Origin of the sequence: Colwellia hornerae, assembly GCF_007954355.1 — a bacterium.
In the GTDB taxonomy this organism is placed as follows: Bacteria; Pseudomonadota; Gammaproteobacteria; order Enterobacterales; family Alteromonadaceae; genus Colwellia_A; species Colwellia_A hornerae.
This window is the reverse complement of the sequence record NZ_VOLR01000043.1, coordinates 1-11,810: the sequence shown is the minus strand read 5'-3', so window position 1 is coordinate 11,810 and position 11,810 is coordinate 1. Positions and strand designations below refer to the sequence as shown.

The 11,810-nt window shown below is 37.3% G+C and carries 10 protein-coding genes and 2 tRNA genes; 9 read left to right on the top strand and 3 right to left on the bottom strand.

Annotated features, from left to right (window positions below):
• Window positions 1–199: 199 nt before the first annotated feature.
• Together ESZ26_RS18360 and ESZ26_RS18355 are read right to left on the bottom strand one after the other, a co-directional pair.
• A tRNA-Met gene (locus tag ESZ26_RS18360) sits at window positions 200–276 on the bottom strand.
• 84 nt (window positions 277–360) lie between these two features.
• Window positions 361–437, bottom strand: a tRNA-Met gene (locus tag ESZ26_RS18355).
• Window positions 438–800: 363 nt separating this feature from the next.
• On the opposite strand from ESZ26_RS18355, the gene rlmKL reads away from it, so the two are divergent.
• From rlmKL to ESZ26_RS18310, 9 genes are all read left to right on the top strand, one after another.
• Entirely contained in the window at window positions 801–2,936 is a 2,136-nt protein-coding gene (gene rlmKL, locus ESZ26_RS18350; protein WP_146801184.1) for a bifunctional 23S rRNA (guanine(2069)-N(7))-methyltransferase RlmK/23S rRNA (guanine(2445)-N(2))-methyltransferase RlmL, read from the top strand.
• Entirely contained in the window at window positions 2,936–3,181 is a 246-nt protein-coding gene (locus ESZ26_RS18345; RefSeq protein ID WP_146801182.1) for a glutaredoxin family protein, read from the top strand. The genes rlmKL and ESZ26_RS18345 overlap by 1 nt, the downstream gene beginning before the upstream one ends.
• A 3-nt stretch (window positions 3,182–3,184) precedes the next feature.
• Window positions 3,185–5,092 carry an ATP-binding cassette ATPase Uup gene (uup, locus tag ESZ26_RS18340; RefSeq protein ID WP_146801180.1) on the top strand — a complete coding sequence of 636 codons (1,908 nt, stop codon included), beginning with the start codon at window positions 3,185–3,187 and terminating at the stop codon, window positions 5,090–5,092.
• A 25-nt stretch (window positions 5,093–5,117) separates the two neighbouring features.
• Complete coding sequence (locus ESZ26_RS18335; RefSeq protein ID WP_146801179.1) at window positions 5,118–6,914, top strand: DUF3466 family protein; 1,797 nt, start codon at window positions 5,118–5,120, stop codon at window positions 6,912–6,914.
• 106 nt (window positions 6,915–7,020) lie between these two features.
• Window positions 7,021–7,674 (top strand): 5,6-dimethylbenzimidazole synthase, encoded by a 654-nt coding sequence (gene bluB / locus ESZ26_RS18330; protein WP_146801177.1) that lies wholly within the window; start codon window positions 7,021–7,023, stop codon window positions 7,672–7,674.
• Window positions 7,675–7,694: 20 nt separating this feature from the next.
• Window positions 7,695–8,045 (top strand): purine nucleoside phosphoramidase, encoded by a 351-nt coding sequence (gene hinT, locus ESZ26_RS18325; RefSeq protein WP_146801175.1) that lies wholly within the window; start codon window positions 7,695–7,697, stop codon window positions 8,043–8,045.
• A gap of 122 nt (window positions 8,046–8,167) precedes the next feature.
• Window positions 8,168–9,241, top strand: coding sequence for a sensor histidine kinase (locus tag ESZ26_RS18320; RefSeq protein WP_146801173.1), 1,074 nt, complete (start codon window positions 8,168–8,170; stop codon window positions 9,239–9,241).
• The gene (locus ESZ26_RS18315; RefSeq protein WP_146801171.1) at window positions 9,238–10,062 is read left to right on the top strand and encodes a LytR/AlgR family response regulator transcription factor; all 825 of its coding nucleotides are present in this window, start codon (window positions 9,238–9,240) and stop codon (window positions 10,060–10,062) included. Before ESZ26_RS18320 ends, ESZ26_RS18315 begins: the two co-directional genes overlap by 4 nt.
• 465 nt (window positions 10,063–10,527) lie before the next feature.
• Window positions 10,528–10,767 carry a CDGSH iron-sulfur domain-containing protein gene (locus ESZ26_RS18310; RefSeq protein WP_146801169.1) on the top strand — a complete coding sequence of 80 codons (240 nt, stop codon included), beginning with the start codon at window positions 10,528–10,530 and terminating at the stop codon, window positions 10,765–10,767.
• Window positions 10,768–11,163: 396 nt separating this feature from the next.
• Here ESZ26_RS18310 and ESZ26_RS18305 read toward each other — a convergent pair whose 3' ends face one another.
• Window positions 11,164–11,706, bottom strand: coding sequence for a hypothetical protein (locus ESZ26_RS18305; RefSeq protein ID WP_146801167.1), 543 nt, complete (start codon window positions 11,704–11,706; stop codon window positions 11,164–11,166).
• Window positions 11,707–11,810 lie beyond the last annotated feature (104 nt).

Here is an 11,810-nt window from a genome sequence, read left to right as displayed (position 1 = left end):
GACCTTCGGGTTATGAGCCCGACGAGCTACCAGACTGCTCCATCCCGCGTCCGAATGTCCTAATAGATTCTTAGGAAAGCCAAGTTGTTTTAATTCAAACTTAAGAATTTGCTTTTTATACTTAAGCTTAAGTTGGTTGCGTGAGCCCATATCTTTCGAAAGGGAACTGACGACCTGATTTTAAACTTTTATCTTAAGTTGGTTGCGGGAGCCAGATTTGAACTGACGACCTTCGGGTTATGAGCCCGACGAGCTACCAGACTGCTCCATCCCGCGTCCGAATGTCCTAATAGATTCTTAGGAAAGCCAAGTTGTTTTAATTCAAACTTAAGAATTTGCTTTTTATACTTAAGCTTAAGTTGGTTGCGGGAGCCAGATTTGAACTGACGACCTTCGGGTTATGAGCCCGACGAGCTACCAGACTGCTCCATCCCGCGTCCGAATGGTTTAAGTATTCCCAGTAAAGGTTACACATAAACAAGCCATAACTGTTTTAATTCGTGTTATTAACGAATGCATTTCAAAAACATCAGCCCTTGAAAGCGAGGCGTATCTTAAGGATAGTTACTTCACATTGCAAGGCGTTTCTTTAACATTTTTACATCTATTAAAAAATGGCAGCTATTTGCCCTAATTGTAGTCTAAACGGTGGTTTTATAACCTTTAAGACGTGCTGATACTGTTATTAAAAATATTTAAAAATATATATCAGTGAATATTCGTGTTTTATGCACGTCTCTATATAAGTAGTTAGCGTCTTTGTTTATAATTGCGGGCATAAATCGGTCTGGAAAACAATCATGCAGCAATTTTTAGCATTAACATCTCCTGGTATAGAAATTTTATTAGCTCAAGAGCTAAAAGATTTAAAAGCATCACAAGTCGTGCAAAAGCCTGAAGGCGTATATTTTACGGCAACAATTGAAGAGGCCTATAAAATATGTCTCTATTGTCGTTTATCAACACGAATTTTATTAAGACTTGCTGAAGGTGATGCTGAAAATAAAGATAAACTTTTTGCAACCGCGCAAAGTGTTAATTGGTCTGAACAATTTTCGAGTAACCATACCTTTGCTATCGACTTTGTTGGCTCGAGTGATGAAATCAGAAATACTCAGTTTGGCGCGCTTACGATAAAAGATGCGCTAGTTGATCATTTTCGTGATCAAGGAATGGACAGGCCTTCTGTTGACAAAAGTTCGCCTGACATCAGTTTTCAAGCTCGTTTGTTAAGAGAAAAGGTTGTTATCTATCTTGATTTTTCTGGCCGTAGTTTATTTAAGCGTGGCTATCGCGAGCACTCGGGCGCTGCACCATTAAAAGAGCATCTGGCGGCGGCTATTATTACTCGTTCAGGCTGGTTAGATGATACGACTAAACCGCTTGTTGATCCTATGTGTGGTTCTGGCACGATTTTAATCGAAGCGATAATGATGGCCGCAGGTTACGCACCTGGTATCGACAGAGTGAAATGGGGATTTGATTGTTGGCTTGGTCATCAATTATACCCGTGGCAAGCACAATTAACACAAGCTAAACAAAAATCACATCTTGGCCTTGAAGAATTAAAAGCGAAAGTTTTCGGTATTGATATTGATAGCCGAGTGATAAATACCGCACAAGTTAATGCACGTAATGCCGGTGTACAAAAGTTTATTGAATTTTCATGTAAAGACATCAATAACTTAAATAATGGTTTTGGCCACAACGGTACTTTTTTACTTAACCCTCCTTACGGAGAGCGTATTGGTGAATTACCAGAGCTTGTCGAAAATTTTGTTTTATTAGGACGAAAACTAAAAGCACAATTTGTTGATTGGCGTATTGCTATTTTAACGGCGAATGTTGAATTGCTCTCGATGATGAAGCTAGCAAGCCATAAACGCTATAAATTTAAGAATGGTCCATTAGATTGTCAACTTGCTCTTTATAACGTCGATGAAAAACAAGCTTCAGGGCAAAATAATGATGCAGAATTCGAAGATAAAGATTCAGATTTTGGGAATCGCTTATTAAAAAACAAGAAGAATTTAAAAAGCTGGCTGAAAAAAGAAAATATTGAATGTTATCGTTTATACGATGCCGATATTCCAGAATATAATGTCGCGGTTGATGTTTATGGCGAGTATTTGGTTATTCAAGAGTATTCAGCACCAAAAATTATTGAAGAAAGTAAAGTCGCAAAACGTTTACAAGAAGTTATCTATTTTGCCCCTAAGGTACTAGGCGTTCCTACCGACAAGGTGATATTAAAAACCCGTGCCAAGCAAAAGGGCAGTGACCAATATCAACGTGTTGATCAAAGTAAACAGTCGATGATTATCAACGAACATGGTGCAAAGTTAAAAATTAATTTATGGGACTACCTTGATACAGGCTTATTTTTAGATCACCGTAAAACCCGACAAATTGTTGCACAGAAATCTAAAAACAAGTCATTGCTTAATTTATTTGCGTATACCGGTTCTGTTTCATTGCAAGCAGCACTGCATGGCGCAACAAGTATTACTACTGTTGATATGTCGAATACTTACTTGAACTGGGCACAAGAAAATTTTGCCTTGAATAAATTGTCGGGTCATAAATACCAATTTGTGCAAGCCGATTGTTTAACTTGGTTAAAAGAGCATCGAGGCACTTATGATGTTGTTTTTGTTGATCCGCCAACATTCTCAAATTCTAAGCGTATGGAAGACAGTTTTGATGTGCAAAGCGATCATGTGGCGTTAATTACTGATGCAATGAAGTGTGTTACGGAAAATGGTGAGCTGATTTTCACCAATAATAAACGCAACTTTAAAATGGACTTCGACGCAGTTGCTGCTTTAAATTTTGAGGTGAAGTCAATTTCAGAGTTAACCCGTGATAAAGATTTTCAGCGTAATAAACATATCCATAACAGTTGGTTAATTACCCGTAAAAAAGTTAATGCTTAATGAGTGTTTTATTTCACTTATATAGTAGTGCTGGTTGCCACCTTTGTGAGCAAGCTGCAGATATAATTGTCGATATAATACCCGATCACCAAATTAAGGTGGTCGACATTATTGATGATGACACCAGTAGCGAAAATAATTTAGTAAATTTATACGGTGTACATATTCCCGTATTAGAGCGCTTGAGTGATAACACCCTATTATTCTGGCCTTTCGAACAATCACAAGTAGTAGAGTTGATATAAACCATGGAATTAATCCGAATAGCTCAAGGCGAATTAGCCTTCGGTGAAGACAGTATTTTAGATAAGACAGATTTGACGATAAAAACGGGCGAACGCGTCTGTTTAGTTGGTAAAAATGGCGCCGGTAAGTCTTCATTAATGAAAGTGTTGATGGGTAAACAGAACCTAGACGATGGTCAAATTTTGATGTCGAGCAACATTAAGTTGGCGATGTTAGAGCAAGATCCACCTGAGTCATCTGAAATGAGCGTTTTTGATTATGTTGCGCAAGGGGTTGCTGAAAATGCCGAATTGATTAAGCAATATCACCATATCATTCATATTATTGGTGAAGACCCTTCAGAGAAGAATCTTAATAAATTATCCAACGTTCAACAACAACTTGACCAAGCCAATGCTTGGCAAGACGAGCAACGTATCGATAAAGTATTAACCACGCTAGCATTAGAAGCAGACAAAATGATTTGCGACTTATCTGGTGGTTGGTTACGTAAACTGGCATTAGCGAAAGCATTAGTCAGCGAGCCTGATGTGTTATTACTTGATGAGCCGACTAACCATTTAGACATTAGTAGTGTGTTGTGGTTAGAGCAATTTCTAAAAGACTTTAAAGGCACTATTATATTTATTAGTCATGATAGAGCATTTATTCGTGGTTTAGCGACCCGTATTTTAGATTTAGACCGTGGTCAGCTCGTTAGCTACCCTGGTAACTATGATCTTTATATCGAACAAAAAGCTCATGACTTAGAAGTCGAGTCGACACAAAATGCGCTTTTTGATAAGCGTCTAGCTGAAGAAGAAGTTTGGATAAGACAAGGCGTTAAAGCTCGTAGAACTCGTAACGAAGGCAGAGTTCGTTCACTTGAAAAATTACGAGTTGAACGTCAAGAACGACGTGAAGTGAAGAAGCAGGGTGATATTAATATATCAACCGGTGATCGCTCAGGTAAGTTAGTTTTTGAGTGTGAAAATTTGCATATGGCGTTTGGCGATAAAACCATTTTCAATGGTTTAGATTTACTTATCACTCGTGGCGACCGTTTAGCACTTATTGGTGCGAACGGTACCGGTAAGTCAACCTTAATCAAATTAATTATGGAACAACAACAGCCTAGCTCAGGAAAAATGAGGGTTGGTGTTAATTTAGATGTGGCTTATTTTGATCAACATCGCGATGCTTTAGACTTGAATATGACCGTTCAGGACACTGTTGCCGAAGGTAAGCAAGAAGTTACTGTAAATGGTGTAACACGGCATGTGTTGGGATATTTGCAAGACTTCTTATTTAGTCCTAAACGCGCTAGAACTCCGGTACGTGCACTTTCAGGTGGTGAAAAAAATCGTTTGTTACTAGCGCGTCTATTTTTAAGACCTAGCAACTTACTCATTCTCGATGAGCCAACTAACGATTTAGATATAGAAACTTTAGAATTATTAGAGGAAGTCGTTGCAAATTATGCAGGAACCGTTATTTTAGTAAGCCATGATCGCGATTTTGTTAATAATTGTGTAAATAGTTGTCTTTATTTTGATGGCAGTGGTGAAATAACAAATATTGTTGGCGGTTATGATGACGTTGATAGTTATTTAGCATATAAAGCTGAGCAGCGTAAGCAGTTAGCAGAAGGTATAAAAGCCCCAGCTACTTCGGTTAATGAAAGCAAAGTTGCTGTGCCGGTGTCTACTAAAAAAAAATTATCGTTCAAAGATAATCGTGAATTAGAAGCGCTACCAGGACAGGTTGATGAACTTGAAGCATTAATTAATTCATTGCAAGAACAAGTCAATGACGCTAACTTTTTTGCCCAAGATAGCAACAAAACAAAAAATATATTGAACCAGCTTGAAGAAAGTGAGTCAAAACTCGAAATCGCTTTCGCAAGATGGCAAGAGCTAGATGAATTATAACAAGAAATGAGAGTTAAGTAGTTATATGAACAAATTTGTAAAATCGGTATTAGTGTTAGGAATTAGCAGTGCGTTAAGTTTATCAATGGCACAGGCAGCTAAATATGAAGTTATCGATAAAGGTGGCATTGATATAGTTAAATATAGTTATGCTCAGCAAGAAAATAACCAAAGTCAAATGGCTATTTCTGGCTCAGATATTTATAATTTTCCTGTTCAATTTCAATATTTTGATACTGATGATTTTGATAGTATTGTTAGATTAGCCAGTTCGCAACATGAAAATGTTGATGCGTTAAGCGATATTGAAAACGAAAATGATTTAAGATCCGGCAACCCCTCAGCTAATGACCTAGCTTGGGCTGTACGGTATTTAAAGAGCCAAAATAGTAGTCGTTCAGCTAGATTTTATCAACAAGTTGGTAATATTTTGGCTATGCGTAATTTAACGGGTAATGCCGGAGATACTGAAAGCTTTGCTGTATTCGATCAATACTTCCCTGATACGACAATACTTACGCGTTCAACCGTAGATTATGTAAATGGTATTACTAATGATGGTTGGATTTATGGTAACGGCTCAGCGCCATATACCGCGATGCCATTTACGGGTACTGATGGCAACCCAGTTGTGTATTGGGTTCGTGATTTTACCTCTAGAGCATTTTATTCTCCTGATGCAGGTAATACCATTATTGCATTAAAGCCACCAACTGAAGGTGACGATATTCCTGAAAGTCTTCGCTTAGGTGGTGAATCTGCTATTTTAGATATCAGTGAATCTTTATTTGCTGTAGGTTATGCAAGCACTAGCATTGACCAAAACTCCCTTGATGATATTACTAATGAGTCAGGTGGATGTGCTGACCCTGAAATTCTAGCGAATGTACCGTTTGAAATTTGTATTCAGAGTGTCGTTAGTAGTATGTACAACACCGAAGCGTTTAAATGGACGCTAAGTCTGGAAGGTGTTACTAAGGCCGAGACTTTAGGACATTTAGTTACGCCTAATGTTGATGACCCACGAGAATTTGTTAACTACGCACAGGCAATCAATAATGATGGTGTGGCTGTTGGCTTTGCTCATGGTTGGGAAGACAAAAATGAAACGGCGCCAAGTAGGAATGAACCGCGAAACTTCTATGGGGTAGTTTATAAAAATGGCCAGGTGAAAGACTTTACAGATAATCATGTTAAGTTTTTTGATTCACGTACTTACGGTATTAACAATGCAGGTATCGCTATTGGTCACACTAAAACGGTGGTGAATGGTAGTACACGTACAAAATTCTTTCATGTAGATACCAATGATTTTGATAGTGGAATGGAAATGATAAGACCTGATGACTTTTTTAAAGGCTCATCAAGCACTGCCCGCGCTATTAACGAAAATGGTATTATTGTTGGTGAAGGTGAAGTGGAAACACATAACGATCTTAAGTCTCCTCGTCGTAGACATGCTTTTATGTATGACATTGCCAGTAAGACATTTACCGACCTCAATGATCTGTTAACTTGTGACTCTGCGTACACCATTATCGAAGCACGTGATATAAACGATAAAAATGAAATATCTGCGTCAGCACTTGTTAAGGCACCTCGCCGCGACGCAAAAGGTGAATTGATATTTGATTTGAATACAGGCGAACAACTTGTAGAAGATGTTGTTCGTGCTGTTACGTTGAGACCGTTAGCGGGTGAGATAGATGACTGCTCAGGTGTTGAGAAAAAAGTAGAAAGATCAGGCGCTGGTTTAGGCTTTATCAGTTTCTTTGCTTTATTAATCTTTGGCTTTACTCGTCGAGTATTGAAAAAAAGCTAATCATAAGTTTTTAAATGTATTGTTAGGTCTAGGTTATTGATTAATCTAGACCTTTTTTATGTGGCACTATTATTTGTCACCTTTAAATTAACTAAAAAATATTCAAATGCATATTTCTGAACAAGAAAGAGACGCTGTTTATAAAACTATCTTTTCACGCCGTGATGTTAGAAGTGATTTTATCAACAAATCAATTCCTGAAGATGTTTTAAAGCGAATATTAACCGCGGCTCATCATGCTCCCAGTGTTGGTTTTATGCAACCGTGGGACTTTATTGTCATCAATGACAAAGTAACAAAACAAAAAATTAAGCATGGATTTGAGCAAGCAAATTCAGTTTCGAAAAAAATGTTTACTGATGATCAACAGCAAGCATATCAAAAGTTAAAACTTGAAGGAATTTTAGAAGCGCCGATAGGAATATGTGTCACATGCGACAGAGAAAGGAATGGCCCAGTTGTATTAGGGAAAACAATTAAAGCTGAAATGGATTTATACAGTGCAGTTTGCGCCGTACAAAACTTATGGCTTGCCGCAAGAGCAGAAAACTTAGGTGTTGGCTGGGTAAGTATTATTGAAGACGACATTCTAAGGAATGCTTTAAATATTCCCGCAGAAATTGAAATAATTGCTTATTTGTGCATTGGTTATGTCACACATTTTAAAGATAAACCTGAACTAGAAAGTGCAGGTTGGTTACCGAGACGCTCGGTTGATAAAGCGATACACTATAATAAGTGGACACCTAAAGTAAAATAACAGATACATTGGAGCATATCATGGCAGAAGAAACTATCTTTTCAAAAATAATCAGACAAGAAATACCGACCCCTTTACTCTATCAAGATGAACTTGTGACCGCATTTAGAGACATAACGCCACAAGCCAGTACCCATGTTCTTATTATCCCAAATAAATTAATTGCGACGATTAATGATGTGACTGAAGATGACGAACTCACTTTAGGTCGAATGATCACAGTCGCTAAAAAAATAGCTAAAGAAGAGGGCATTGCTGAAAATGGTTATCGGCTTATAATTAATTGTAACGAGCATGGTGGCCAAGAGGTTTACCACATCCATATGCACTTAGTGGGTGGGCAGCATTTAGGCAAAATGTTAGCAAAATAAAGGTGAGTTAGATTGCATTGAAAGTAAATGAGTTGAGTCGCTGAATTGCTACGGTCAATGGTAATGCGTGAACTGCCAAGCTACTCCATAATTATTATAATATCTTTTATTGGTTATACTGTGTGAATTGGAAAGAATTATTAGAAAATCGAAACCGACTTTTTTGGCTAGTGCATAGCGCGAGTTGGTTTGGCTTTGCTTTAGTGCATTATTTAGGTTCATTATTACATGATCCACGTGATATTTTTGTTGTCATAATTTTTCTCAATGCTTATGCAGGTTGGTTGTTCACGGTGCCTTTACGATACCTTTATCGTAGAGTTTGGAATTTTAGCCCGGCTAAAATTGCAGTTGTGGTGATAGTCGCGTCTTATTTGGTTGGCGTACTTTGGCAAGTTGTCAAAAATATTAATCATTGGGAAATATACAAGCACGGTTATCGCCCCGATTTTTGGCTGTATTATACTTCTAACAGTGTTTATTCATTCTTTATTATTTTGAGCTGGAGTGGTTTATACTTTGGGACAAAATATTATCAAATGTTGCAAAAAGAAAAACAAAATGTTTTAGAAGCTAACAGTGTTGCTCACCAGGCTCAGCTTAAAATGTTACGTTATCAGCTCAATCCTCATTTTTTATTTAATACCCTTAATGCAATTTCTACCCTTATTTTGGTGAACGAAAATAAAATAGCCAATGGTATGGTCACTAAGTTAAGTGAGTTTCTACGTTATTCCCTTGATAAAGACCCGATGAAAAAAGTAACCTTAAATAGTGAGTTGCATGCACTAAAACTCTACCTAGATATAGAAAAAGTTAGATTCGAAGACCGGTTATGTGTAGAGTTTATCGCTGCAGATGATTGTAAAAAAGCTCTAGTGCCAAGTATGATATTACAACCTATTGCTGAAAACTCTATTAAGTATGCAATTGCATCACAAGAGAGTGGTGGTACTATTAAAGTGACGGTGACTCGCTTTGCTAACGACTTATTATTAGAACTTGCCGATGATGGTCCAGGCGCTGAAATTAAAAATGGTAATCTTTATCGTGAGAACGGTGTGGGTCTTGCGAACAGCCGTGAAAGGTTAGCTGCATTGTATGGTAGTGATTTTTCTTTAGTTGTTGCCAATAATTCGCCAAAAGGTGTTAAAGTGAGCATTAGAATGCCCTATGAACTAGAGATAAATACATGACAAAGCTTCTGTCAACCATCATAGTTGACGATGAACCTTTAGCAAGGAAAGGCCTTGCAGTAAGATTAGCTGATCACAAAGACGTTGATATTATTGCACAATGCCATAATGGTCGCGAAGCACTTGAAGCTGTGCGAGCCTATGAACCTGACTTAATGTTTCTTGATATTCAAATGCCAGGTCTCAATGGCTTTGAAGTCGTGCAGGCCATTATTGAAAAAGGATTAAAGCTACCAATTGTTATCTTTGTCACCGCTTTTGATCAATATGCGTTACAAGCCTTTGAAGTCCATGCTCAAGACTATCTTTTAAAGCCTGCTGATGAGACTCGCTTAGCTGAATCTATGCAGAAAGTTAGGCAGAGCCTGAACAGCTCAGAAAATGCTGTTCATAAATCTAAACTTATTCAATTAGTCAGTGATGTTACCGGTAATGATTGTGACAAAATTTTAGCTGAGCTTACGAATAATCAACCGGTAAGTTTATCTTCTTATTCTGATATTTTGGCTATCAAAGATGCAGGAGAAGTGAGTAGGGTCCCGGTTAAAGACATTTTATGGATTGATGCTGCTGGAGATTACATGTGTGTTCATACCCATTCTGCGACACATATATTACGTAAAACAATGAAGCAACTTGAAGAAATATTAGATCCTAAGCAATTCGTGCGCAGTCACCGCTCAACCATAGTTAATAAAAATTATGTTGATAAGTTTTGCAGCCAACTTAACGGCGAGTATTATTTAGTGATGAGTAGTGGCAAAGAATTAAAAGTGAGCCGAAGTTACAAAGACAAAGTTAAACAAGCTGTTGGTATCTAAAGCGTAAAAATTAGAATTTCCGATTGAGTGATTTGCTTGGCGCCGCTCTTATTAAACAGCCCGGGTTTTACTTAAATTCACGCTCTCATTCAGCACTATACCTTTAGTAGAGTCGTTTTTAATGACTTTAGCTTTTTGGGTTAACTTTATTATTGTCTTTTTTCTTGGCATACTCCTTGTCCAAATATCACAGGGTAGCACTTTGAAAACCTCTAAATTCAAACTGAATTTTAGTGCGGCTTTGATCAAAAACCATACGTCATATGGGATTAATTATTATTTTCTATAACGGTTATGGTGTAATTATCGATTATGGCCTTTATGCTTAAATTCATTACTCAACAGATAATAAATGTTCAGCGGGGATAAATAACAGTTGGCTTTTATGGCTTTATCGCTTACTTTAAATATCGGTTACTTGCCTATTCATCAGGCGTTATGTTTATAAATCAATGGAGATTTACTATGTCTACACCAATACGAGCATCTGACACACCTTTTGCAATCGACGTTGAAGAAGGTAAAAAATATTCTTGGTGTTCTTGTGGTGAAAGCCAAAAACAACCTTTTTGTGATGGCTCTCATAAAGGCTCAGAATTCTCGCCAGTAAGATATACCGCAACGGAGTCTAAAAAAGTATTTTTTTGTGGCTGTAAGCAGACTGCATCTCAGCCTATGTGTGATGGCAGTCATAAAAAAACCTAGTATTACTAAGTTTTATTCGCTAAAAAGTATAGACAAACGCTACTTTTTTTACATTAGGTTTTATATTTTCATGTCTTTAATTAACGAAGATATTAATAATGTAATTTACCGAATAATTTCACGGTCAAATGACCAAACATACTGATTGAATACAGAAAATGTAATGGTTTAACGAATAAAATCCGTTAAAAATAATTGATATACCCTAGTAATATCACCAGGGTATATTGTTACTTAATGATGTTACTCGTTCTAATAGCGATATATTCTGTAGCTCATCAACATTAGCGCTAATAGTAAAACACTCATTTTATTGAGCCACCGATAGTTGAAGAAGTTGCGGTTATCACTTGGGAGCTATTTTGTTCGCCGAATAACTGGTTAAGATAAGTTTGTTTAAAAATCTATGGTTTTAACATCACCTTTAATGATATCTACTGTGGCTATATTTCCAGCAGGAGAAGGTATTGTTAATGCATTATATTGAATGTTGTCATCGTCGGCTCCGCACATCAAAGCAAGGGTATAACTTCCTGCTGCTACAAACCCTATGCTATAAGTACCATCTACTGCCACTGCTGTTGATATTAATGGAGCTGTTGCGGTCGGTGTATCACCAATAAAAGTTTCATCTTCTGCATCATAACTATCACCTAATTCGGTTGGAGCACCTTCATACAGATAAACAATACAACTACCTAAATTAGTATTATCAGCAGAAACATTACCCGTTAATGTTCCGTATTCACTTACAATACGTACACCATGAGGCTTAATAATAAAACCATTTTTAGTGGGTGAATTACCACGCATTACTAATGATTCACGTAAACTAAACTCAAGAGTATAAGCTGGAGTATCACCTACTTGAATAGAGGTTGACGCAACTTCAAAACTCCCTAAACGAAGTCTAGAGCGTAAGGGTATAGCTAACGACACCTAGCCGCGCTGAATATTCCAGGGTAACAGCGGTTCAAGGTTGTTTGGTTGCTCTGCAATATGTTGTAAGCACTGTGATATATAGTCATGCACGACTATGCCGT

Bases quoted from the DNA above. Each gene is read 5' to 3' on its own strand.
- rlmKL (WP_146801184.1), top strand. From the start codon at position 801: ATGCAGCAATTTTTAGCATTAACATCTCCTGGTATAGAAATTTTATTA.
- ESZ26_RS18345 (WP_146801182.1), top strand. From the start codon at position 2,936: ATGAGTGTTTTATTTCACTTATATAGTAGTGCTGGTTGCCACCTTTGT.
- uup (WP_146801180.1), top strand. From the start codon at position 3,185: ATGGAATTAATCCGAATAGCTCAAGGCGAATTAGCCTTCGGTGAAGAC.
- ESZ26_RS18335 (WP_146801179.1), top strand. From the start codon at position 5,118: ATGAACAAATTTGTAAAATCGGTATTAGTGTTAGGAATTAGCAGTGCG.
- bluB (WP_146801177.1), top strand. From the start codon at position 7,021: ATGCATATTTCTGAACAAGAAAGAGACGCTGTTTATAAAACTATCTTT.
- hinT (WP_146801175.1), top strand. From the start codon at position 7,695: ATGGCAGAAGAAACTATCTTTTCAAAAATAATCAGACAAGAAATACCG.
- ESZ26_RS18315 (WP_146801171.1), top strand. From the start codon at position 9,238: ATGACAAAGCTTCTGTCAACCATCATAGTTGACGATGAACCTTTAGCA.
- ESZ26_RS18310 (WP_146801169.1), top strand. From the start codon at position 10,528: ATGTCTACACCAATACGAGCATCTGACACACCTTTTGCAATCGACGTT.